The following is a 25,270-nucleotide window of genomic DNA, read 5'->3' on the forward strand; positions in this document are numbered from 1 at the left end:
TGGTTTTAACATGCAAGTAAAAGATCAGCTATCATCATTACAACCATATAAACCAGGTAAATCACCTGAACAAATGAAAGAAGTATACGGAGATCATTCATTTGTGAAATTAGCATCAAATGAAAATCCGTTCGGCTGTTCACCACGTGTTTTAGATGAGTTGCAAAAATCGTGGTTGGAACATGCTTTATATCCTGACGGAGGTGCTACAACGCTCCGTCAAACAATTGCAGATAAGTTACATGTCCAAATGGAACAAATACTTTGCGGTAGTGGTTTAGACGAAGTCATTCAAATAATAAGCCGTGCAGTACTTAAAGCAGGAGATAACATCGTAACGGCTGGTGCAACATTCCCGCAGTACCGTCATCATGCAATTATTGAAGGTTGTGAAGTGAAAGAAATCCCTTTAAATAACGGTGTATACGATTTAGACGAAATTTCGTCAGCAATAAATAATAATACGAAAATCGTATGGATTTGTAATCCGAACAACCCGACAGGCACATATGTGAATGATCGAAATTTGACTCGATTTATTGAAGGTATTAGTGAAAATACGTTAATTGTCATTGATGAAGCGTACTATGAATACGTAACAGCAAAAGATTTCCCGGAGACATTACCGCTTTTAGAAAAACATAAAAATATTCTTGTACTTAGAACATTTTCTAAAGCGTACGGATTAGCTTCTTTCCGCGTTGGATATGCGATTGGACAAGAAGAGTTAATCGAGAAATTAAATGTCGTACGTTTGCCATTTAACGTATCTTCATTAGCGCAAAAAGCAGCGACGATTGCTTTTGGTGATAATGAGTTTATTGAAGAAATAGTTCGTGTGAATACAGAGGGATTACAAAAATACGAGAGCTTTTGTAAGGAAAATGAAATTCCATTTTATCCATCGCAAACCAATTTCATCTTCTTGCCAGTTGAGAATGCTGGAGAGATTTATGAAGCTTGTGCACACGCAGGGTTTATTATACGTCCGTTCCCGAATGGTGTCCGTATTACAGTCGGAACAAGGGAGCAAAATGAAGGAGTGATTTCAGTGTTAAAACAACACTTTGAAAATAAAAAAAGAAAGTCTCGAGATGAGGCAAATGCGTAAAAAGGTAGTATTAATTGGAACAGGTTTAATAGGAGGCTCTCTCGCATTAGCAATTAAGAAAGAGCACGATGTAACGATAACAGGTTATGATATATTTCAAGAACAAGTAGAGCGTGCAAAAGAATTACACGTAGTAGATGAAGTAGCAGTAGATTTACAGCATGCATGTGAAGAGGCACATTTAATTGTGTTTGCTTCTCCAGTTGAAGAAACGAAGAAGTTATTACACAAATTAGCGTCATTTCATTTACGGGAAGATGTTATTGTAACAGATGTTGGTAGTACAAAAGGGACGATCATGAATGAAGCGGAAGCTTTATTTTCAAAGGAAGTTTCTTTCATTGGTGGACATCCGATGGCAGGTTCTCATAAAACGGGAGTTGAAAGTGCAAAAGCACATTTATTTGAAAATGCATTTTATATTTTAACGCCGATGAATCATGTGCCAAATGAACATGTGGAAGAACTAAAGCGTTGGTTACAAGGAACAGGATCTCATTTTCTCGTTCTAAATACAGAGGAACATGATTATGTAACAGGGATCGTTAGTCATTTTCCGCATCTTATCGCAGCTGGATTAGTAAAGCAAGTGGAGAAACATGCAGGAGATAATCCGCTCATTCATCAACTAGCTGCGGGAGGGTTTAAAGATATTACACGTATCGCATCTAGTAGCCCAAAAATGTGGAGTGATATTGTTAAGCAAAATCGCGAGCATTTAATGGTATTATTAAAAGAGTGGATCTCTGAAATGGAAGATTTATATGACACAGTTTCTACTGGAGATGCAGGCGAGATTCAAACCTATTTTGCAGACGCGAAAGAATACCGTGACTCTTTACCAGTACGAAAGAGAGGGGCAATTCCTGCCTATCACGACTTATACGTCGATGTTTTAGATAAAGTAGGGGCATTGGCTCATATTACGAGTATTTTGGCACGCGAAGAAATTAGTATTACGAACTTGCAAATATTAGAAGCGCGTGAAGGGTTGCTTGGGGTATTACGTATTAGCTTCCAAAGAGAAGAAGATCGTATGAAAGCAAAGCTAGCGCTTGGAGAAGAAAAATACCAAACTTATGAAACAATTTAAATGAGAAGGTGAAAACATGAAGGAAAGAACAATAGAACCTGTTAATAACGGATTAAATGGTATTATTACAATTCCAGGAGATAAATCCATTTCACACCGCGCTGTCATGTTCGGCGCGATTGCAGAAGGAAAAACAACGATTAAAGGTTTCTTGCCCGGTGCAGACTGTTTAAGTACAATTTCTTGCTTTAAAGAAATGGGAGTAGAAATCGTGCAAAACGGTGATGAAGTCACTGTAGTTGGTAAAGGATTAGAAGGCTTACAAGAACCGAAAGCTGTATTAGATGTTGGTAATTCTGGTACAACAATCCGTTTAATGTCAGGAATTTTGGCAAATACACCATTTTTCTCTTGCGTACAAGGTGATGCATCTATCGCAAAAAGACCGATGAAACGTGTTACAAATCCATTAAAACAAATGGGTGCAAACATTGATGGCCGTGAAGAAGGGACGTTTACACCGTTAACAATACGTGGTGGAGATTTAAAAGCAATTGAATACACTTCACCTGTAGCAAGTGCGCAAGTAAAGTCAGCTATTTTACTTGCAGGACTTCGAGCAGAAGGTGTAACAGCTGTTACAGAACCACATATTTCACGCGATCATACGGAAAGAATGCTTGAAGCCTTTGGAGTTAAAGTAATTCGTGAGGGAAAAACAGTGAAACTTGCAGGTGGACAAAAGTTAACAGCAACAGACGTTCAAGTGCCAGGTGACGTATCGTCAGCAGCATTCTTCTTAGTAGCGGGCGCAACCATTCCAAATAGTAAACTAGTATTACAAAATGTAGGGATGAATCCAACTCGTACAGGGATCATTGATGTTTTAGAGAAAATGGGTGCTACGTTCACTGTAGAGCCAATTAACGAAGGAGCATCAGAACCAGCTGCAAATATTACAATTGAAACATCTTCATTAAAAGGAATCGAAATTGGCGGAGATATTATCCCAAGATTAATCGATGAAATTCCTGTTATCGCCTTAGCAGCAACGCAAGCAGAAGGAATTACAGTAATTAAAGATGCGCACGAATTAAAAGTAAAAGAAACAAACCGTATCGATACAGTCGTTGCGGAGTTAACGAAACTAGGAGCTCGCATAGAAGCAACTGATGACGGCATGATTATTTACGGGAAATCAGCACTAAAAGGCAATACAGTAAATAGTTACGGTGATCACCGCATTGGAATGATGCTTGCAATTGCGGGCTGTCTAGCAGAAGGAAAAACAACAATTGAAGACGCAGAAGCAGTAGGCGTATCATATCCTACATTCTTCGAAGAACTTCAAAAGTTAGCAAAATAAAGTAATAAAAAGCAGATACCGGATGTATCTGCTTTTTATATTGGATTCGTGTCGTTAAGTCCATATAATTTCATTCACCGCACCAGAATATTGAGAATTATGGTACAATTCAAACAAGGAATGGAGGAGAAATAGATGAACGTTATACAATTAAAAGAAGATAGATTTAGAGAAGCATTACGCTTATCGGAATACGCTTTTCAATATAAAGTTGATGGGGAACGATTGCAGCAACAACTTACAAAGATGAAAGAAAGTCATGAAATATACGGTATTATGGAAGGTGAAGATGTAGCAGCAAAACTGCATCTTATTCCGTTTCATATATACATAGGCAAAGAGAAATTTAAAATGGGAGGCGTTGCAGGGGTAGCGACGTATCCAGAGTATAGAAGAAGCGGATATGTAAAAGAATTACTTCAACACTCACTTCAAACGATGAAAAATGACGGATATACAGTATCAATGCTACATCCATTTGCTGTTTCATTTTACCGTAAATACGGCTGGGAACTTTGTGCGAATCTCTTTGTATGTCATATGACAAAGAGTGATTTAGTTATGAAAAAACAAGTAAATGGTACTGTGAAACGTTTCAATAAAGAAAATCACCCAGAAGAGGTCGAAAAGATTTATGAAACATTTGCAGAACATTTTTCCGGTATGCTAGTTCGCGATGAAAAATGGTGGTTACAAGCTGTTTATGATGATTTAACATTAGCGATTTATTACGATAAAAATAAAACGGCAGCTGGCTACATGCTATATAAAATAGAAAACTATAAAATGACAGTAGAAGAATTTGTTCCACTGCATAATGAAGCGCGAAATGGTCTGTGGAACTTTATTTGTCAGCATGATTCTATGATTAAAGAACTTGAAATGACAGTAATTGAAAACGAACCGTTATTATATACACTGCAAGAGCCACGCGTGAAAGCAGAAATAAAGCCATATTTTATGGGCAGAATTGTAGATGTGGAGCAGTTCTTAAAACAATATGAGTTGAATTGGAACAATGCACAGCAAGAAGTGATTTTACATATTACAGATTCATTTGCACCGTGGAATAACGTTACAGTGAGGCTTGCAAATCATGAAATAACAATTATAGAAGAAGAAATAAAGGATAAAGGAATTAGTCTAGATATAAATGCATTATCTACAATAATGTTTGGATACAAACGTCCGTTACAACTTAATGAACTAGAATTAATTAGCGGAAGTGAAGAGGAAATACGAGCGTTTGAGAATATAGTTCCAGTACGTAAAGCATTTATTTATGATTTCTTTTAAGTTATAAATAGGAAATTGAGCTGTCCCAAATAAAATTTTGGGACGGCTTCAAATTACACTGTCAGTTTTTGTCGGTAAATCGATATATCTTGAAAATCGCTGATATAATTTTTTCACAAACAAGGGATTAAAAACCGAACCGATACTGGTCACGCACTTGACTTTTAATCCATGTAATTTATAATTAAAAACGGAATGAATTTTCATTCCTGAAAATAGAGGTGGAAAAAATGGCTAAAAACAAACAAGAGGATATTTTTGATGCTGCGATGAAACTTTTCGCAGAGCGTGGTTACGATGGTACGACAATTCCAATGATTGCTGAAAAGGCAAAAGTCGGTGCGGGTACTATTTATCGCTATTTTGAAAATAAAGAGGCACTTGTTAACTCATTATTTTCAAAAAGTATGTTAGAGCTTTCTGAAATGATAAAAACGGATTTTCCTGTTGAAGCAAATATTCGTGAACAGTTTAGTCATACGTACAACCGTTTATTTGAATTTGCGAGAAACAATGTGGATGCTTTTTTATTTACAAATTCTCACTGTGATAGTTATTTTCTTGATGAACAAAGTAAGAAAATATTTGAAGATTTTATAGGCTTCTTTATGAATATTATTGAAGATGGAATCGCAAAAGGTTTTCTTCGTCCATTGCCTCCAGTTGCTTTAATTATTATTGTATATCAACCGCTAGAAAAACTAACGAAGGTAATTGCAACAGGGCAATTAGAATACTCAAAAGAATTAGTAAAAGAATTGGAAGAAAGTTCTTGGAACGCTATTAGAATCATTTGATTCTATAGCTAATAAGTATAGGAATGAATATTCATTCCTGAATAGATTTAAAACATGAGAGTAGGAGAGGATATTTGTGTAACAACAGGAATGAACATTCATTCCGGAAAAGGTAGTTTAATAAAGTTTAAAAAATAATGTAATATAATGATAGGAATGAACGTTCATTCCGAAAAAAGTATTTTTAAAAGGATAGGAATGAATATTCATTCCCTTTTAATTTTCAAAATGGGAGATGATTAAAATGAGTAAGCTGAAAAATTGGAGAAGTTTATCTTTTCTATTATGGATAGTTATTACTATTGCAATGATCGTAACGATGCCTAATATGGATAAATTAGTGAAAGAAAAAGGGCACATTACGATTCCTAATACAGAACAAAGTAGTATTGCTGACAAGATGATAAAAGAGATGGATAAAGACGGGACTGAAAAGTATGAAATTATAGCTGTTTTTAATAGTGGAAGTAAAACAGCTTTAACAACTGAGCAAAAAGAGGAAATCGTAAAAACAATCCATGCTTTACAAAATGAAAAAGAGCAATTAGGAATTAAGGAAGTTGTTTCACATTTAGATAATAAAGATTTGGAAAAACAGTTGATATCTAAAGACAATACGACCATTTTAACGCAAATCTCAGTAGATAAAAAAAATGGTGAAATATCAAAAGTTGCAAATGGGCTTCATAAAAAAGTGCAAACGAAAGGGGTAAAAACGTACTTAACAGGAAGTGATTTAATAGCTGGTGATTTTCTTACTTCCTCTCAAGAGGGAGTGAAGAAGACAGAAGTTATTTCTATCATTTTCATTCTAGTTGTATTAATCATTGTATTTCGTTCGCCAATTGTTCCGATTGTTTCTCTTCTTACTGTTGGTGTATCATATTTAGTTTCAATGGGGATTATTGCCCATTTAGTAGATCAATTTAATTTTCCGTTTTCTAACTTTACACAAGTGTTTGTAGTCGTTGTCCTGTTTGGGGTTGGAACAGACTATAACATTTTATTATATACAAGATTTAAAGAAGAATTAAGTAAACAAGAGAATTCATTTTTGGCTACGAAAGAAACGTTTAAATCAGCAGGGAAAACCGTTTTATATAGTGGGATAGCAGTACTAATTGGTTTTGCATCTCTTGCTTTAGCGAGTTTTAAATTATATCAATCTACTTCAGCGGTAGCAATTGGTGTCGCAGTATTATTACTCGTATTAACTACGTTAAATCCATTTTTTATGGTGCTTTTAGGAAAAGGAATGTTTTATCCAGTTAAAACATTTAAAGGTCATGAGGATAGTCGTTTATGGGGATTTCTTGCGAAAAACTCAGTAGTAAGACCATTCGCAGCTTTAATCATCGTATTTGTGATATCGATTCCTTTCGTAATGAAATACTCTAACACATTAAATTACAATGATTTATTTGAAGTAGATAATAAATATGAGTCGAAAATGGGGATTAACGTAATAGAAGAGCATTTTCCACCTGGTTTCTCTTCACCAAGTACGTTAGTCATTCAATCAGATAACAAGTTAGATGAGGCGAGTTCGCTGCAAACTTTAGACGAACTAACTGATAAGATTTTGAAAGTGAAAGGTGTTTCAGAAGTATATTCACCGACGCGTCCAACCGGTGAAAGGATAAAAGAACTATATATAAATAAACAAGCGGGAGAACTGAATACAGGTTTAGGAGATGCGAATGGTGGTATAAATGAAATTAATGATGGATTAACTACTGCAAAAGATAAAATGGGTAGTAAAGATTCAAATAGTCTTGCAAACGTTCAAAAATTAATTGATGGAACAACGGAAGCGAAAAATGGTGTAACAGCATTAGGAACAGCTTTAAATCAACTTTCAAGTGGTATAAACAACGGAGCACAAGGTGCGCAGCGAATTGAGAGTGGATTAACCTCAGTAAATGAAAATATAAATGTTCTATCTAATGCAACGTCACAACTTCATGCTGGTTATTCGCAGTTAGAAAAAGGTTTAAGTTCCTACGATCAATACTTCGGAAGTATTTCTCAAGCGATTGATGGGGCGAAAAAAGGCTATGAACAAATTGACATATTAATGACCAATTTCATTCAAACGAAACCAGAATTAGCAAATGATCCGAACATACTGCAAACGATAGGGATCGCTAAAGAGGCTCAAAAGCAATTAGGTGGGCTTTCAAATGAATTAAACCAATTAGCAACGCAACATAAAGCGGCGATGGGTTCATTTAAAGAAGCAAATCAATCGTTATCGAAAGTGGATAACGGCTTAAAAGAAATGAGCGATGGAGTTACTAAGTTACAAAAAGGAGCAGCTGATCTTAAAAATGGATTAAATGAAGGTGCTTCAGGCTCAAAACAAATTGCGAACAAGTCATCTGAGTTACAAACCGGATTAACAAAAATAAATGATGGGCAAGGCCAGTTATTAACCGGGCTGAAAGACTTGCAAGAACAGATGGGGCAATTACAATCAGGATTATCTAAAAGTACAGAAGGGCTTGAAAAGGTAAGTAACGGACTAGGAGATGCTCAAAAATATTTAGGAGAACTAAATGAATCAAAAAGCTCTGCGAAATTTTATATACCAAAAGAAGTTTTAGAGGGGGAAGATTTCCAAAAAGCATTGAATACGTACATGTCACAAGATAGAAAGACTGCTAAAATGACAATCATTTTAGACGTAAATCCGTATTCAAAAGAAGCAATGCCAATCATTGAAGAAATTAATAAAACGATAGACGGTACGTTAAATGGTACAGAATTAAAATCGGTGAAAAAAGCAATCGGCGGCACAACAGCTAGAAATGTTGATTTAAAAGAAGTAACAGGCCAAGATTTCTTACGTACAGCTACAATTATGTTAATTGGAATTGCGATTGTATTACTCATTATTACACGGTCATTTTTAAATACAATCTTCATTATTGGATCTTTAATATTAGCTTATTTTGCATCACTTGGCATAAGTGAACAAATTAGTGCACACTTACTAAATGTAGAGTCATTAAGCTGGAATGTACCATTCTTTAGTTTTATTATGATTGTCGCTTTAGGTGTGGATTATAGCATTTTTGTAATGATGCGATACAATGAGCTAGAAGGGGACCCCGCAACGAAAATTGTAAATGTATCTCGTCACATAGGAGGAGTCGTATTATCAGCGGCACTTATTTTAGGTGGTACATTTGCTGCATTAATCCCTTCAGGTGTATTGACACTTATACAAGTAGCATCTGTTGTTGGTGTTGCACTGTTACTATTAGCTATCATTGTGATGCCAATATTGTTACCTGCATTAATAGGGTTAACGAGTAAAATGAAGCATTATACGAAGAAATTAAGTAAAAGAAAATAAAAGAATCCCCTTTTAAAAGGGGATTTTTCTTATTTAATAAACTTGTCCATCACGTCTATATATTTTGCAAATTCTTCATCTTTCATATCTCCATTCATTTGTAAAAGAAAATTGCCTTTTGCGTGTGTATGAGAGAATAACATAGGAGCAGAATTTCCTAATTCATCATAATATTTCTTAACTTTTTCTAGGTCTTCTTTCTTTTTATTCAAGGTAGAAAAGGGATGAATAGCAATCAACCGTTGCTATTCATCCATCTTCTACTATATAATAGCTATAGTCTACAATAATTGAGTCGTAATATGCGATTTTTTAAGACAATCGGTGAGAAAACGCTGAAATAAGCGGTATTAGTAGGAGGACACAAATGATTACAGTAAGTAACGTTAGTTTGCGTTTTGCGGATCGCAAATTATTTGAAGATGTTAACATAAAATTCACGCCAGGTAACTGCTACGGTTTAATCGGAGCAAACGGTGCGGGTAAATCAACATTTCTAAAGATTTTATCTGGTGAAATCGAACAATCAACAGGTGATATACATATTACGCCAGGTGAGCGTCTAGCAGTATTAAAACAGAATCACTTCGAATATGAAGAGTTCCCAGTATTAGAAACAGTAATTATGGGTCACACGCAACTTTACAAAGTAATGCAAGAGAAAAATGCCATTTACATGAAAGAAGACTTTAGTGATGAAGATGGTATGCGTGCTGCTGAACTTGAAGGTGAGTTCGCTGAGCTTAACGGTTGGGAAGCAGAATCAGAAGCTGCAATCCTTCTTAAAGGTTTAGGTATTGGTGAAGATGTTCATGATAAGAAATTGTCAGAATTAACTGGTGCAGAGAAAGTAAAAGTATTACTTGCTCAAGCATTATTTGGTAAACCTGACATTCTATTACTAGATGAGCCTACCAACCACTTGGACTTAAAAGCGATTCAATGGTTAGAAAACTTCTTAATGAACTTTGAAAATACAGTAATCGTTGTATCCCATGACCGTCACTTCTTAAATAAAGTTTGTACGCACATGGCTGATCTTGATTTCGGTAAAATTCAACTTTATGTTGGTAACTATGACTTCTGGTATGAGTCAAGCCAATTAGCTTTAAAATTAACACAAGATGCTAATAAGAAAAAAGAAGAGAAAGTAAAAGAGTTACAAAACTTCATTGCACGCTTTAGCTCAAACGCATCTAAAGCGAAACAAGCAACTTCTCGTAAAAAATTATTAGATAAAATTACATTAGATGATATTAGACCATCGTCACGTCGTTACCCATTTGTTGGCTTTACACCTGAGCGTGAAATAGGAAATGACTTATTAACTGTTGAAGGTCTTTCTAAAACAATTGATGGTGAAAAAGTGTTAGATAATGTGTACTTCACTTTAAATAAAGGTGATAAAGTTGCATTTATCGGTCGTAACGATATTGCGATGACAACATTATTTAAAATCCTTATGGGTGAAATGGAGCCAGATAGCGGTTCATTCAAATGGGGCGTTACAACATCTCAATCTTACTTCCCAAGAGATAACTCTAAATACTTTGAGAACAGTGACTCCAACTTAGTTGATTGGTTACGCCAATTCTCTCCACAAGATGAGTCAGAAAGCTTCTTACGTGGTTTCTTAGGCCGTATGTTATTCTCAGGTGAAGAAGTTAAGAAGAACGTTTCTGTATTATCTGGAGGCGAAAAAGTTCGTTGTATGCTATCTAAAATGATGTTAAGTGGTGCGAACGTAATCACACTTGATGATCCAACGAACCACTTAGACCTTGAGTCTATCACTGCATTAAACAACGGTTTAATCGCATTCAAAGGTACAATGTTATTCACATCTCATGACCATCAGTTCGTACAAACAATTGCAAACCGCATTATCGAAGTAACGCCAAACGGTGTAATTGATAAAGAGGCTACTTACGATGAGTTCTTAGAAAATGAAGAACTTCAAAAACAAGTAGATGCAATGTACAAAGGTCAATAATAAATGATGAAAAACCTCGCTCTCTTTATGAGAGCGAGGTTTTTTTATAATCATTGTTTTTATGAATTGTGAATAATTATACAGAAATAACTTTAGCGGTGGAAAGTTATTTTGATGTTGCATATAGAGAAATGGCTACAGCATGAATAAACTATGAAATTCATGAAGGGATGTAATATACACCAAAAAAACTAATGCTATCTATTGTTAAATTCATTATATTACATTAATGTTCCAGAACTGGAGACATATTTATTTGCGAAGCAGTGAATAAAAGTTTATAGTATGTGGTGTCATAATTAGTGGATGGGACATGGGAGAAAACAGAAAATGTTACAAATTTATTTTATTAAATAGAAACCAAGGTCAAAATGTCTAGAAAGAAATAGTTGAATAAATACTAGCTTCAAATTATAATTACTAATATTCTTCATTTAGTTAAACAAACAAAATCTATTTGAAGATAAAAATTGAATAGAGACAGACTTATAAAAAAATAAGCCTTGGATGATCAAAAGAGGTGGAGAGATGAAACAATTACTATTAAAGAGTAAGCGAGTGTTAAGCAATCACTTTGGATTTTTCGTGTTTGCCATTATTTTATTCTGGTTAAAAACATACGCAGCATATGTGACAGAATTTAATTTAGGGATATCCAACACAATCCAAAAGTTTTTACTGTTTTTCAACCCGTTAAGCTCAGCAGTTTTATTTTTAGGGCTCGCATTATTCGCAAAGGGGAAACGTGCTTACATTTGGTTAATTGTTATTAATTTGTTAATGTCTATACTGTTATACGCAAACGTAGTATATTATCGCTTTTTCAGTGACTTTATTACGTTCCCGACATTAACACAAACGAATAACTTTGGAGATTTAGGTGGTAGTATTTTTGCATTGCTACACGTCTATGATCCACTATATTTCTTAGATACAATCATTTTAATTGCTTTAGTCGCAACAAAATTTGCAAGTCCAAAACCAATTCGTGTTGCGAAACATAAATTATCACTAGTATTTGTAGCAGGTATTTTATTATTCAGCATTAATTTAGGTCTTGCAGAATCCGATCGTCCTGAATTATTAACAAGAACATTTGACCGTAATTATATTGTGAAATATTTAGGGGCATACAACTATACGATTTATGATGGCATTCAAAGTGCGAAAGCATCAACAGAACGAGCGTTAGCTGATGGAGATAATATGACAGAGGTTAGAAATTATCTTGCATCAACATATGCAAGTCCAAATCCTGAGTACTTTGGTAAAGGAAAAGGAATGAACGTAATTTATATTCATTTAGAATCATTCCAAAACTTTTTAATTGATTATAAATTAAATGGGCAAGAAGTTACACCGTTCTTAAACTCATTTACAAAAGATGCGAATACGTTATACTTTGATAACTTCTTCCATCAAACAGGACAAGGTAAAACATCTGATGCGGAGTTCATGTTAGAAAACTCAATGTTTGGATTACCACAAGGATCTGTTTTTACAAATAAAGCTCATAACACGTATCAATCAGCACCAGCTATTTTAGGTCAACAAGGATACACATCAGCTGTATTCCACGGTAATTACAAAACGTTCTGGAACCGTGACGATATTTATAAATCATTTGGTTTCAATAAATTCTTTGATGCGTCATACTATGATATGAATGAAAAAGATGTAGTAAACTATGGATTAAAAGATAAACCGTTCTTTAATGAATCAATTCCGTTATTACAAACATTGAAACAACCGTTCTATACGAAGTTCATTACGTTATCGAACCATTTCCCTTATCCAATTGATAAAGAGGAAGCGACGATTGAACCAGCTAAAACAGGTGACTCTTCAGTAGATACGTATTTCCAAACAGCGCGTTATTTAGATGAATCTGTAAAAGGATTCATGGATTACTTGAAACAATCTGGTTTATACGATAACTCAATTATCGTTATGTACGGTGACCATTACGGTATTTCAGATAATCATGGCGCAGCAATGTCTCAAATAATGGGTAAAGAAATGAACTCATTTGAAAATGCACAACTGCAACGTGTACCATTAATCATTCGTGTTCCAGGAATGAAGGGTGGCGTACAACATCAATACGGCGGAGAAATTGATGTTCTTCCGACACTATTACACTTACTAGGTACAGATACGAAAAATTATGTCCAGTTCGGATCAGATTTATTATCACCAGAGCATAAACAAGTCGTTCCATTCCGTAACGGTAACTTCGTAAGTCCAACAGTTACTGCACTGAATGGAAAATACTATGATACAGCTACTGGTGAATCTGTAGAATTAACAGACGAAATAAAACAAAATGAACAAATGGTTCAAAAATCACTGAAATACTCTGACCAAGTTGTTAACGGTGACTTATTACGATTCTATACACCGGAAGGATTTACACCGGTCGATCGTTCAAAGTATAACTATAACCATCGTGATAAAAATAAAACGAAGGTAAAGACGACTGAAGACGGGGAAACGAAATAAATATTAAAGAGCGCTACTCCTATGAGTAGCGCTTTTGTTTGTACATATAACGTTGTCATTATATAGAATTATCTTTCGTTTTTTGTTTCATCTTTCCAAAGAATACTACACCGGCAATGATAATAATGATAAATGCCCATTTTATGAAAGGATTACTTTCGAAAAATCCAGCGAACCATTTTTCATCTACAATCATTTTCGCGGCAGTATAAGCTAAAACAGCTGCTCCAATTGTAATGATGACAGGGAATCGGTCCACCCATTTTAAAATTAATGTACTACCCCATACTACTACTGGAATGGACACTAATAGCCCGATGATGACTAAAGAAAAATTGCCATGCGCAGCTCCGGCAACAGCGAGAACATTATCAATTCCCATTAACGCATCAGCTATAATAATGGTTTTAATAGCAGACCAAAATCCTTCTTCTGCCTTAATGTCATGATCTTTGCCTTCAGCAATTAATTTGTAAGCGATCCATATAAGGAGTACACCACCAATTAGAAGTAGCCCTGGTATTTTTAACAACCAAACGACAACTAAAGTAGCGAGGGCTCTAATCGCGATTGCCCCGATAGTTCCCCATATAATAACTTTCTTTTGTTGATCTTTCGGTAATCGTCTTGCTGCTAATCCAATTACAATAGCATTATCACCGGCTAACACTAAATCAATTACAATGATGGCAAGTAAGGCTGACAAATATTCAGCTGAAAGAAAATCCATATACACATCACTCCTTAAGAGTAATATGTGCTAAAGTGTTGATAATATAAAAAATAGGATTGAATTTGTATATTCAATCTATAATTTCTTACTGTATTTTGATATATGTTTTAATTTCGTACTAGTCGTTTTTAGAATAACATGTGATGTTACTAAATTAATGTGATTTATATTTTCTATTGATATAAAGGAAGAGGGGGAAATCGAATATACGAGAAGAAATTTCAAAAACGATAAAAAAAGACTCAATAACCTACTAGAGGAAATAGAGTCTTTTTCATTACATACGATTATCGTGCCAGAAGTTTAATGGGAAGTGTTCGTTCTCACTATAACTTTCTAATTCATATCCTTTTTCTTTCAGCCCTTTAATAATTCCTGGTACTGCTTTAACGGATTGTGGATGAATATCGTGCATTAGAATTACTTCTGTTGGCTTGTTAGCTCCATTTACAACGTTTTGTACAATTTTAGCTGATGCAGCATCAACAGGCATTTTGCTGTATGTCCAGTCTAAAGAATCAATTGTCCAATCCCAAACTTTCAACCCATTTTCAACAACTTTGTTACGAAGAGCTTCATTTAATCCTGGCATTGAGCCGTAAGATGGACGAGTTAATACTGGTGATTTACCTAGAACACCAGCGATTAAGCCTTGATCTTCCTTCATTTCATCTACATAACGACCTTCTGTGTAAAGTTTCTTGTAGTTATGAGTCATACTATGCATCCCAACATAGTGGCCTTCAGCATCTTCACGTTTTACAAGGTCAGGGAAAGCTTTTACGTTTGAACCAATTAGGAAAAATGTTGCTTTTGCATTTTCTTTCTTTAACATATCTAAAAGCTCAGCTGTGTATTTTCCAGGACCATCATCAAATGTTAAGTAAGCTACTTTTCTAACTTGCCCATTATATTGTTTTGGAGCTTCTTTCGGTGCAAGAGATGATTGAATTTCACTTACAAGTTGAACAGATTTTGCTTCATCCTCTGTGCTTGCTAGAGCAATATGTGCTGATCCTAAAGCCGCTTCGTATGTAAATAATACCCCCGCGCAAATCAACATAGCCCTTTTTACTAAAGTTGTCATTCGAATTCCATTGTGCATAATTTTCCTTCTCTCTATAAAAGTTCTACTCTACTATATTAGCAATTATAGGGAGGTAATTGCAAAAAAACTTTTTTACAAGTGCAAAAAAGTTTGTTCGAAAATATGCAAGATTTTAAAGGGATGTCATTTTGAAAGAAACGTCACAAATAATTGGATAATTTTAATTATGAGTTGGAAACAATACAAGGGATATTAATTTTAGGAGGTGCTTTAATTGAATTATAAAAAAATGCTTTCAATATTTATGACAAGCATATTTACAGTAGGATTATTAATTGGCTGTAATCCAGCTCCAAAAGACGAAAAGGAGCCAGATCCAACGGAGGAACCTTCTGAACAAAGACAGGAGGAAAAAAATGAAAAACAAGATCCTGCTAAAGAAAAAAATAATGAGTTAAACAAAAAGGATGAACAAGAACCAGATCCAACAGAAGAGCCATCTGAGGAACAAAAGAAGAAAAAAGAAAATGAGTAGGTCTAGATTAATGAAATATGTAACGTGATTTTGTAACAAAGAATACTTTCTAAAACATACAACCACTTTCCTTACTTTATAAAAAAAGTGGTTGTATAAAATTGTATATGCATTTAAATATTTCATGGATTTAAATTTTGTCTTAAGGCTACTTTTTAATACATGTAGTTTGTGATGTTTATTTCCCCTAAAATGAAGCTTGAAATCAATATTCATTTATCTTTACAAACTCTTCAATCATCAAATTAAATTCACCCGATAGTTTTATCAACAAACTTTATGTTGCTACTGCTTTCTGTATTACATCCTTCGTACAGTATAATTACAATTTTTATTATACTCTCTCCTTAATTTAAATCTACTATCCCCCTGATGTGTATTAGTAAGTATTATAGTGATAAAGTTGTAACAAAATCTTTCAATTGCTTCATTTATTTTATGAAGATGTGCTCTTTCTTTTAACGATTAAAGGGTTAAGTATATTAGGAAGTTTTAATATATTAAAAATTCTATTTTCTTCGAAGCAGCAAATAAAAAATTTAAGAAATTAGACTAAAGTGTTAAAAGGAAGGGGGCTAATCATACTTTCGTATTACTTCATTTTCATTCCAATTATTGATTCGAATATTTTTGTTTTCTATTAAAATATTGGTATAAGAACAATTAAATTTAAAAAGGGAGTGGGAATATGGTTAATTATATTTGCACTACATGTGGAGTACAGTATCCCGAAAATAAAGAAGCACCTTCCCGTTGTAATATTTGCAATGAGGAAAGGCAATATGTGAATCCAATTGGGCAGTCATGGACAACATTAGAAACTATGCAAAATAGCAATTTATACAAAAATGAAATAATAAAAGAAGAAAATGGTTTGTATAGCATTACTACAAAACCTAAATTTGCAATTGGACAAACAGCATTTTTAATACAAAGTAAAACTCTACATGTTATGTGGGATTGCATTAGCTATTTAGATCATAAAACGATCAAGAGTATATATGATTTAGGTGGTATTCAAGCAATAGCACTTTCTCATCCACATTATTACTCTACACAAGTAAAATGGGCGGAAACATTCAATGTACCTATCTATATTCATGAAGATGATAAAGAGTGGGTAGTTCGCCCGAGTAAACAAATTAAATTTTGGTCTGGGGAACATTTGATATTATCGGAAGAACTTACATTGCATCGTTTAGGAGGCCATTTTAAGGGCGGGACTGTTATGCATTGGAAAGAAGGTAACGAAGGGAAAGGAATTTTGTTATCAGGTGATATTATACAAGTAGTTTCCGATCAAAAATGGGTAAGTTTTATGTATAGTTATCCAAATCTCATCCCATTACCAGCGAATAAAGTTAGAGATATGGCAGAGAAAGTAAAAGATATCCAGTTTAGTCGACTATATAATGCATTTCATGGTGTGGTGGAAGATGCGAATAAGGCTGTACAAAGATCTGCTGATCGGTATATAAAGGCCCTGCAAGGAGAACTTTTTCATACGTAATAAAATATAAGGAAGAACTATTTATTTCATCTCAATATTTATATAACTACTTTTATATGAATTTAATACTAAAGTCCTACTATTTATAAACTAATAGGTCTTTCAACTTAGGTAGTTCTCACACTAATGAGGGATATGAAAGGAAATATATGTAACTTATAATAATTACTATAAAGCTTTGGAAAATGAAAAGGAGGAGATTTGCATGAAGAATTGGGTTCAATTTAGAATTGCAAGACCAACAGATAAATTTGAAGAAGTTATAGGTTTTTATGAGACAGGATTAGGGTTAAAGCGTATAGGAGAATTTCACAATCATGAAGGATATGATGGGGTTATGTTTGGAGTACCGGATGCCGAGTATCATTTAGAGTTTACAACGCACGTTAATGGAAGTCCATGTCCGGCACCGACAAAAGATAATTTATTAGTATTTTATATGCCAAATAAAGATGAAATTGAAAAAATAGTGAATCGATTAAGTAATATGGGCTATCATGAGGTGGAACCAGAAAATCCGTATTGGATAGAGAAAGGGACCACAATAGAGGATCCAGATGGTTGGAGAATTGTGCTTATGAACGCATTTGAATAAAGAAGCTCTTTTCGTATGTAATGGAGTGTAACAAAATGATTTAGTCATAAATCCCTACAGCATTTGTAGGGATTTTTATATAAAAAGATTTAGCCAAGAGAGTTATGAAAATGTAGAAAGTATTTTAGCTAAAAATAAATATGATTTATGTAGGAGGAATAGAAGTATGACATTAAAGCATTTTAATGAGTTCGCTAAAAATGTTGGGAATACACCTCTCATTAAATTAGAATGCGAAGAAACGAAGGATCTTTCTGTTTATGCTAAATGTGAATGGCACAACCCTACAGGATCGATTAAGGATAGAGCCGCACTTGGAATGATTAATAAATATTTACAAGAAGCGGACAAAAAACAACCTATTTTAGAGTATAGCGGTGGAAGCTTAGCGAGATCAATTGGCTATATTTGTTATTGTTTAGGAGTTCAATGCACGTTAGTTTTAAGTTCTGGAACTGGTAAATCACTACTAAATGAACTTAAACATTATGGAGCTAATGTGATTTTAGTTGATAAATGTATGGGTTTTTATGCAGTAATTGAAAAGACAATTGAGATTAGCAAACAAAAACCAGAGTTATACTTTTTATTCCAACATTATAATAATGCAAATCTATTAAGTCATATAGAAGGAACAGGACGAGAAATTATTACACAAATGAATGGAAAGCCAATACACGCATGGGTAGCATCTGCTGGTACTGGTGGAACTCTAATGGGGGTCTATAAAGTAGTAAAGAATTATACAAAAAAAGCTGAGCTACATTTAGTAATGCCTGCTGAATTGCCTTATGGTTCCGAACAACCACCAAATGATTTAAAGAAATATGCAGGATCAGGTGGATTCGGCCTAGGAAGGAAACAACATTTCATAGAACAGGAAGACAATTTGATAGAAAAACAATGGACATATTCATATGAAGAAACCTTGTATGAAATGGCACGTTTTTATAATGAAACTGGTATGAAAATAGGAACGTCTGCGGCAGCGAATTTATTAGCTGCTAAACAAATTGGAAAAGAAAAAGGTGCGAATTTTAATGTAGTTACAGTTTTTCCGGACGCCGGGTCTATAGAAGAGTGGTCAGATGTAAAGAGCTTACAACAAATATAGAGAAAATCAGACCAATAAAAGTTCTATCATATTCTATTTCTTACAATATGAGAAATTGAAGAAATGAAAACCTGTATATGTAAAATGTACAGGTTTTTCGTGGTTGTTTTAGTTATATATAGCAACTATAAAATTTCACATACCGTATTTAAAAAATACATATAGGAAAACCAAAAAGTAATGTAGAATATATCGTACATATATATATGAAGTCAACATAAAAGATAAAGAGGTGGGCATATGTTACTTGAAGAAGTAATGCAACTACTAGAGGAATATGGAACAGAACAAAATCGTAAAACGTATAAAAACCACGGAGCGAAAGAACCACTATTCGGAGTTAGTTTTGCTAATTTAAAATTGTTAAAAAAGAAGATAAAAAAAGATCATGATTTAGCAATTTCATTATGGAAAACAAAAAATATGGATGCAATGACTTTAGCAACAATGATTTTAGATCCAAAGAAAGTTACGACAGAACAGCTTAATAAATGGGTACAGGAAGTTGATTATTATTGTTTAATGGACGTTTTGATGACGGCTATTTGTACGTCGCCAATCGCGATAGAAAGAATGGAAGAATGGACAAAGTCTGATGATGAATGGATTGGAAGAGCTGGCTGGTCTTTATTAGCAAATATAGCGATTAAAAATAAAACGTTACATGATGATTTCTTCTCTCCGTATTTAGAAGAGGTTAAAACAAATATACATAATGAAAAAAATAGAAAAAAAGAAGCGATGAATAGTGCTTTAATCGCGATAGGAATTCGTAATGAAGACTTAGAGGGAAAGGCGATTGTAATTGCACGTGAAATTGGAAAAGTACAAGTTGATCACGGGGCAACATCATGCAAAACACCAGACGCAGAGCCGTATATAAAAAAAGCGAGAGAAAGAGCTGAAAAAAAGAAAGTGAAATAAGAAAAGGGGAACGGTTATGAAACCAATGGAAGCGGCACAAAGCATAATTACATCACAATTTCCGAATTGTGATGTAGCTTTACTGGGAGGAAGCGTTGTACGAGGAGAAGCGACAAAAACATCTGATCTGGACATTGTTATAGTTGATCAAAATTTAACGTCTTGTTATAGAGAATCTTTCTATAGTAATGGATGGCCTGTTGAAGTCTTTGTACATAATTTTGAAACGTGTAAAACCTTTTTTAAAATGGATTGTGACCGAGGGAGACCTTCGTTACCACAATTAGTTTCAGAGGGTATTGTATTGAAAGGGGAAAATGAAATTGTTGAGAAATTAAAAAGTGAAGCAAATGATTTACTAAATAAAGGGCCAGCTAAATGGACGGAAGAAATGATGAAGCAGAAACGGTATTTTATTACGGATACTTTGGACGATTTTATTGGTGCATCAAAAAGAGAAGAAGAATTGTTTATCGCGAATTTATTAGCTGATTTATTACATGAATATGTATTAAGAGTAAATGGTAAATGGCTTGGAAATTCAAAATGGTTTATAAGGGTACTTAGAAAATATGATGAACAATATGCAGACCAATTTGTAGCGGCGTTCGATCATTTTTATACAACGGGAGAGAAAAGAAAATTAATTACTTTTGTAGAAAAAACGCTAGAACAGTACGGAGGAAGAATGTTTGAAGGGTTTTCTATAGGAAAATAAAAAGGGGATAACGCAATGAATGTACCATACGTTCAATTAAGAGAACTGACACTAGATGATGTAGAAGAGCGATATCAATGGTCATTAGATAAAGAAGTGACAAATCATTTAGTTGTACCAGATCAATATCCACCGTTCACTCGTGATGATACGAAAAAGTGGATTGAAGCATGTATAAATCGAAAAAATGGTTATGAACAAAGAGCTATAGTAACAGAGAACGGCATACATATTGGATGGGTAGACCTTAAAAACTTTGATAAAACAAATAAAAATGCAGAACTGGGAATCGCGATTGGTGATAAAGAGTATTGGGGTAAAGGATATGGATTAGCAGGTTTATATAGTATGTTACATCTAGCATTCATTGAATTTGAATTAGAGAAAGTTTGGCTACGTGTAGATGAAGATAATTTTCAAGCTAGAAAGAGTTATGAAAAGGCTGGTTTTATTTGTGAAGGATTAATGAGAAATGATCGATTACGTCAAGGGAAGTTCATTCATCGTTATCGTTATAGTATGTTAAGAGAAGAATACGAATCTTTAAATGGTAGCTTATAAAAATATTATGTTAACTAAAAGGGGATGGAGAAATATGATTCGATTACTTACGAAAGAAGATGCGAAAAAATATTGGGATTTACGTTTACAAGCATTACAAATAAATCCAGAGGCATTTGTAACAACTTATGAAGAGGCGATTCGTCAGGAAAATCCTATTAAACGAGTGGAAAGTAATTTAACAGCTACTACTAGCTGTACATTTGGTGCTTTTAATGAGGATTATCAATTAGTTGGAGTTGTCACTTTACTAACAGAAGAGAAAGAGGCGTATAAACATAAAGGTCATATCGTTGCGATGTATGTAGATGCTGACAATCGAAGAAGTGGTTTTGCACGTGAGTTAATACGTAAGGCAATTGAAAGAGCAAGAGAACTGAACTTGGAACAATTAACATTAGGTGTTGTGTCCACAAACGAACCAGCAAAAAAATTGTATGAATTAATGGGCTTTAAAACGTATGGGATTGAAAAGAGAGCTATAAAAATGAATGGTGTGTATAGTGATGATGAACATATGGTGTTGTTCTTTTAATGGGGGGAGTTTAGTATGAAAGATCTCCATTTAGAAAAAAATATGAACCCGCAAGTAGCGATTTTGTATGCGACGGTTACTGATACATTTAAACGATTGCAAAAGTTAGTAGAAGGTACTGATGTGAAAGAACTGTCCTTCAAAGGGTCAGAAAATAATGAAAATAGTATTGGGCAACTACTTCAGCATTTAGCAATAGTCGATTTACACTGGGTGTACCGTTTAAAAGGAGAGGAAGTTCCACCGACACTTGAAAATAAATATGGACCAATGTTGAATGAAATGGGAGGATTGCCTAGTTTAAGAAAGTATAAATTACAAGAATTAATGCAAGACTATGAAGCGGTGCAACATATGTTTTATGAGGAGTGTATGGAACTAACAGAAAATGATTTAACAAGGGAAGTTTTTTATGAGAAGGGAGAAACTGCGACTATAAGGTGGGGAATATGGCATATAGCCGATCATAATCGGTACCATCAAGCTCATATTAGTCAGTTAAGAAAACTATATAGAGCTAGAATAGATGCGAGATGAAGATTTCGAATTTTAATTATATTTAATTTGTTGTATAGTATAAGAAGAAACTAAACAAGGGGTTTTATAATGAAAGCTATTGCAGTAGGGATATTGGCATCATTTTTCTTTGCCTTTACCTTTGTTTTAAACCGGGCGATGGACTTAGAAGGTGGAAGCTGGATTTGGAGTGCTTCATTACGGTACTACTTTATGGTTCCAATGCTTTTACTTATTGTCATGTATAGAGGGAACTTAAAGCAACTCTTTCAATATATGAAAAATAATCCGAAAGAATGGTTAGTGTGGAGTATCGTTGGGTTTGGTCTCTTCTATGCACCACTTAGTTTTGCCGGAGCTTTTGGACCTGGTTGGCTTGTTGCATCAACATGGCAAATTACGATTGTCGCAGGAATTTTGTTAACACCATTTTTTGCAGCAGATCCATTACATAAAAAACTTCCAATGAAGGAATTAGTTATGTCTGGGGTTATTTTATGCGGTGTTGTACTCATGCAAGTAGAACATGCTTCTTCATTAGGAATTCGAGAAACTGTTTTATGTGTAGTTTCTGTACTTATTGCAGCGTTTGCGTATCCTCTTGGAAATCGAAAAATGATGCAAGTTTGTAAAGGCGAATTAGATGTATTCCAGCGAGTTCTTGGTATGACATTAGCAAGTTTACCATTTTGGTTTTTACTATCAGGTTATGAAATATCAACAGGCGGATTACCGTCAAGTGGCCAAGTTTTCCAATGTTTTATTGTAGCAGTTAGTTCTGGTTTAATCGCGACAGTACTATTCTTCTTTGCGACAGATCTTGTAAAAGATGATCCACAAAAACTAGCAACAGTCGAAGCAACACAGTCCGGTGAAGTTTTATTTGCGCTAGTAGGAGAGCTCATCTTGCTATCTGCGCCAATTCCGTCATCTTTATCTTGGATCGGAATGAGTCTTGTTATTGTCGGAATGATACTACATAGTTATGTAGCGGTCGTTGTGAAAAAAGAAGAAAAAATAACGGCGTAATGAGACTAGCTCTTTATAGAAAGAGCTAGTCTTTTTTCATGGAAAGGGATGTAGAAATGAATTTGCAACGCGTGGAACAAATTGAGAAAAATCCAATTTTAAATGTGTTACAGTATGCAGTCGGGCCAAGTGAAACTAGCTTAAAGAAAGCAGTTTTATATTATGAAAGTAGTAAAGGGACTTTGTACAGATATGAAGAAAAGGCTTGTATAGGTATTGAAATAATCGGAGCAAATAAAGCGAGAATATGTCACATAGCAGTCGCTCCACAATATCGTAATAAAGGAATTGCGTTGCAAATGATAAAAGAAGTAGTAAAAATGCTTCAATTAACTTATATAGAAGCAGAGACAGACAATGAGGCAGTAGAATTTTATGAAAAAATTGGTTTTCAGGTTAAAAGTTTAGGAGAAAGATATCCGGGGATTGAAAGATTTCATTTGTATTTTAAAAATAAAACATATTAAAATCATCTTAGAATATAATATCCGGAATAGGATTTGAAGAAATAGTTCGTTTTATATGTATCCTGCTATTTGTGGACAGTAAAACTCCCACCTCAAAATTCGGCTGGAGTAAGGAAGCTAGGTGGAAGCCCTGAAGCCAGTAAACGCCAATTGGTACGGGGATAATAATCAGTGCGTGGATGAACAAAAGCTCCACTGATTAAAGTTTCACTTTATTTTTTCTAATTTTAATAGCAACTAGTTATTAGTTTTTGACAAAAATGTAAAAAAGGTTAGTTGGTGCTAAGGAAGGAAGTAAAATATGAGTAAATCAATAAATAATGGCGCAATTGAGAAGAAGCGTGCAGTCTCATTAGATTTAGCAAGAGGTACTATGTTACTATTAATCGTACTTGCCCATGCACCGCTTTACTTGTATGCTGCAGATCCTGGAATTATGCATAGGGTGGAAAGCGGAAGTTTCTTTGATCAAATTGTAAACTTTTTTGGTATATTCATAATTGATAACCGTGCTAGAGCGATGTTTGCCGTATTATTAGGCTACGGTTTGGTTCTAGCACTTGAAGGGCAAATATCAAAAGGGAAAAATGAAAATCATGCTGTGAAAATTGTAAGAAGACGCTCTTTGTATTTAATACTGTTTGGGGTTGTGTTAGCAGTCTTAATTGGAGGGCAAGATATTCTTATGGCCTATGGCGTAGCGGGGCTTCTTGTTAGCCCGCTATTAAAGTGTAAAATGAAAACATTAATTCGAACATTTACGATTATCACTATATTGTATATCATTTTTATTCCAATAATATGGGGATTTAATATGCAAGCAATAGGTGATTACGGTTTTTCACCAGATGTTTCAGCAAAAGACACGTATCTAAGTACTATAATGTTACGATTACTTTTCTTTCCTGTTATACCTGTTCTCATCCATTTTATGTTCCCAATTCTTCCTTCGGTAATTCTTGGTTTGTGGATTGCTAGATATCAGTTATTAATAAAACCAGAGCAACATTTGAAAAAATTATATTATATAACAATTATAGGATTAGCAATTTCCTTAATAGGTGCTTTGCCTCTATCTTTTATAGGGACTATATGGTATCCAAGTGTATTTACAGCTGGAATGATAAATGGAATCCATATTTTAACTGGAATTGTTGGAGGATTAGCATATGCAACGGGTTTCGGTATAATAGGGAGTAGATTAAAAAATCTAGGGTACTTTAGCTGTTCATTAATTGCTCTAGGAAAGCGTTCATTAACATTTTTTGTTTTGAATGAGGCACTGCTTGTTATACTTTTATCACCTGTAGCATTTGATTTAGGAGGGCATGTAAGTAACGCTTTTGCTGCATTGATAGCTATAAGTATTTGGATATTGTCTGTCCTATTAGCTACAATAATGGAAAAAAACAATCTGAATGGACCATTAGAGATTTTATTGAGACGTTTAATATATAAAAATAAAATAATTGAAAGACGACCTGGGTATTAGGTCGTCTTTCAATTTATTTTAATCTATAAACAAA

At 34.2% G+C, this 25,270-nt stretch carries 22 protein-coding genes and 1 pseudogene; 20 read left to right on the top strand and 3 right to left on the bottom strand.

Annotated elements, in window-relative coordinates; translation table 11 throughout:
* The first annotated feature begins 10 nt into the window (after positions 1–10).
* From hisC to ILT06_RS16770, 6 genes are all read left to right on the top strand, one after another.
* Positions 11–1,111: a histidinol-phosphate transaminase gene (gene hisC, locus ILT06_RS16745; protein WP_154132048.1), complete on the top strand. Its 1,101-nt coding sequence runs from the start codon at positions 11–13 to the stop codon at positions 1,109–1,111.
* Positions 1,104–2,204 (top strand): prephenate dehydrogenase, encoded by a 1,101-nt coding sequence (gene tyrA / locus ILT06_RS16750; protein ID WP_001228147.1) that lies wholly within the window; start codon positions 1,104–1,106, stop codon positions 2,202–2,204. The genes hisC and tyrA overlap by 8 nt, the downstream gene beginning before the upstream one ends.
* Positions 2,205–2,220: 16 nt before the next feature.
* Positions 2,221–3,510 (top strand): 3-phosphoshikimate 1-carboxyvinyltransferase, encoded by a 1,290-nt coding sequence (aroA, locus tag ILT06_RS16755; RefSeq protein WP_000664596.1) that lies wholly within the window; start codon positions 2,221–2,223, stop codon positions 3,508–3,510.
* Between the two features lie 135 nt (positions 3,511–3,645).
* On the top strand, positions 3,646–4,806 hold the full coding sequence (locus tag ILT06_RS16760; RefSeq protein ID WP_064475606.1) for a GNAT family N-acetyltransferase: 1,161 nt from the start codon (positions 3,646–3,648) through the stop codon (positions 4,804–4,806).
* A 230-nt stretch (positions 4,807–5,036) separates the two neighbouring features.
* Positions 5,037–5,603 (top strand): TetR/AcrR family transcriptional regulator, encoded by a 567-nt coding sequence (locus ILT06_RS16765; protein WP_001107298.1) that lies wholly within the window; start codon positions 5,037–5,039, stop codon positions 5,601–5,603.
* Positions 5,604–5,847: 244 nt separating this feature from the next.
* Positions 5,848–8,964, top strand: coding sequence for an MMPL family transporter (locus ILT06_RS16770; protein WP_222655306.1), 3,117 nt, complete (start codon positions 5,848–5,850; stop codon positions 8,962–8,964).
* A gap of 29 nt (positions 8,965–8,993) precedes the next feature.
* Here the strand turns inward: ILT06_RS16770 and ILT06_RS16775 are convergent.
* A pseudogene (locus ILT06_RS16775) lies at positions 8,994–9,167 on the bottom strand (stress protein); the annotation flags it as partial.
* Between the two features lie 164 nt (positions 9,168–9,331).
* Here ILT06_RS16775 and ILT06_RS16780 point away from each other — a divergent pair.
* Positions 9,332–10,957: an ABC-F family ATP-binding cassette domain-containing protein gene (locus ILT06_RS16780; protein ID WP_000633871.1), complete on the top strand. Its 1,626-nt coding sequence runs from the start codon at positions 9,332–9,334 to the stop codon at positions 10,955–10,957.
* Positions 10,958–11,485: 528 nt separating this feature from the next.
* A complete protein-coding gene (gene ltaS / locus ILT06_RS16785) occupies positions 11,486–13,459 on the top strand; it encodes a lipoteichoic acid synthase (protein ID WP_098101519.1) in 1,974 nt (657 codons plus the stop codon).
* Between the two features lie 58 nt (positions 13,460–13,517).
* Here the strand turns inward: ltaS and ILT06_RS16790 are convergent, their stop codons facing one another.
* Positions 13,518–14,189: a TerC family protein gene (locus tag ILT06_RS16790; protein ID WP_075307552.1), complete on the bottom strand. Its 672-nt coding sequence runs from the start codon at positions 14,187–14,189 to the stop codon at positions 13,518–13,520.
* A gap of 280 nt (positions 14,190–14,469) precedes the next feature.
* Positions 14,470–15,297, bottom strand: coding sequence for a peptidoglycan-N-acetylglucosamine deacetylase (locus ILT06_RS16795; protein WP_064475601.1), 828 nt, complete (start codon positions 15,295–15,297; stop codon positions 14,470–14,472).
* 217 nt (positions 15,298–15,514) lie between these two features.
* Here ILT06_RS16795 and ILT06_RS16800 point away from each other — a divergent pair, with 217 nt between their 5' ends.
* The 12 genes from ILT06_RS16800 (at position 15,515) to ILT06_RS16855 (ending at position 25,236) form a co-directional block, all read left to right on the top strand.
* Complete coding sequence (locus ILT06_RS16800) at positions 15,515–15,775, top strand: hypothetical protein (protein ID WP_001106983.1); 261 nt, start codon at positions 15,515–15,517, stop codon at positions 15,773–15,775.
* Between the two features lie 688 nt (positions 15,776–16,463).
* Positions 16,464–17,285, top strand: coding sequence for an MBL fold metallo-hydrolase (locus ILT06_RS16805; RefSeq protein WP_064475600.1), 822 nt, complete (start codon positions 16,464–16,466; stop codon positions 17,283–17,285).
* A 205-nt stretch (positions 17,286–17,490) separates the two neighbouring features.
* Positions 17,491–17,880 carry a VOC family protein gene (locus tag ILT06_RS16810; protein ID WP_064475599.1) on the top strand — a complete coding sequence of 130 codons (390 nt, stop codon included), beginning with the start codon at positions 17,491–17,493 and terminating at the stop codon, positions 17,878–17,880.
* A gap of 166 nt (positions 17,881–18,046) precedes the next feature.
* A complete protein-coding gene (locus ILT06_RS16815) occupies positions 18,047–18,994 on the top strand; it encodes a PLP-dependent cysteine synthase family protein (protein WP_064475598.1) in 948 nt (315 codons plus the stop codon).
* A 240-nt stretch (positions 18,995–19,234) separates the two neighbouring features.
* Entirely contained in the window at positions 19,235–19,918 is a 684-nt protein-coding gene (locus ILT06_RS16820; protein ID WP_098111962.1) for a DNA alkylation repair protein, read from the top strand.
* 16 nt (positions 19,919–19,934) lie between these two features.
* Complete coding sequence (locus ILT06_RS16825; protein WP_154132153.1) at positions 19,935–20,636, top strand: nucleotidyltransferase domain-containing protein; 702 nt, start codon at positions 19,935–19,937, stop codon at positions 20,634–20,636.
* Positions 20,637–20,651: 15 nt separating this feature from the next.
* Positions 20,652–21,197 carry a GNAT family N-acetyltransferase gene (locus ILT06_RS16830; RefSeq protein WP_064475595.1) on the top strand — a complete coding sequence of 182 codons (546 nt, stop codon included), beginning with the start codon at positions 20,652–20,654 and terminating at the stop codon, positions 21,195–21,197.
* 34 nt (positions 21,198–21,231) lie between these two features.
* Entirely contained in the window at positions 21,232–21,732 is a 501-nt protein-coding gene (locus tag ILT06_RS16835; RefSeq protein ID WP_064475594.1) for a GNAT family N-acetyltransferase, read from the top strand.
* Between the two features lie 15 nt (positions 21,733–21,747).
* Positions 21,748–22,269: a DinB family protein gene (locus ILT06_RS16840; protein WP_098101522.1), complete on the top strand. Its 522-nt coding sequence runs from the start codon at positions 21,748–21,750 to the stop codon at positions 22,267–22,269.
* A gap of 69 nt (positions 22,270–22,338) precedes the next feature.
* Positions 22,339–23,277 carry a DMT family transporter gene (locus ILT06_RS16845; RefSeq protein ID WP_098101524.1) on the top strand — a complete coding sequence of 313 codons (939 nt, stop codon included), beginning with the start codon at positions 22,339–22,341 and terminating at the stop codon, positions 23,275–23,277.
* A gap of 56 nt (positions 23,278–23,333) precedes the next feature.
* Positions 23,334–23,744 carry a GNAT family N-acetyltransferase gene (locus tag ILT06_RS16850; RefSeq protein ID WP_064475591.1) on the top strand — a complete coding sequence of 137 codons (411 nt, stop codon included), beginning with the start codon at positions 23,334–23,336 and terminating at the stop codon, positions 23,742–23,744.
* 301 nt (positions 23,745–24,045) lie between these two features.
* The gene (locus tag ILT06_RS16855) at positions 24,046–25,236 is read left to right on the top strand and encodes a DUF418 domain-containing protein (RefSeq protein WP_064475590.1); all 1,191 of its coding nucleotides are present in this window, start codon (positions 24,046–24,048) and stop codon (positions 25,234–25,236) included.
* Positions 25,237–25,270 lie beyond the last annotated feature (34 nt).

Origin of the sequence: Bacillus sp. 17RED48 (assembly GCF_019837545.1) — a bacterium.
Classification (GTDB): domain Bacteria; phylum Bacillota; class Bacilli; order Bacillales; family Bacillaceae_G; genus Bacillus_A; species Bacillus_A wiedmannii.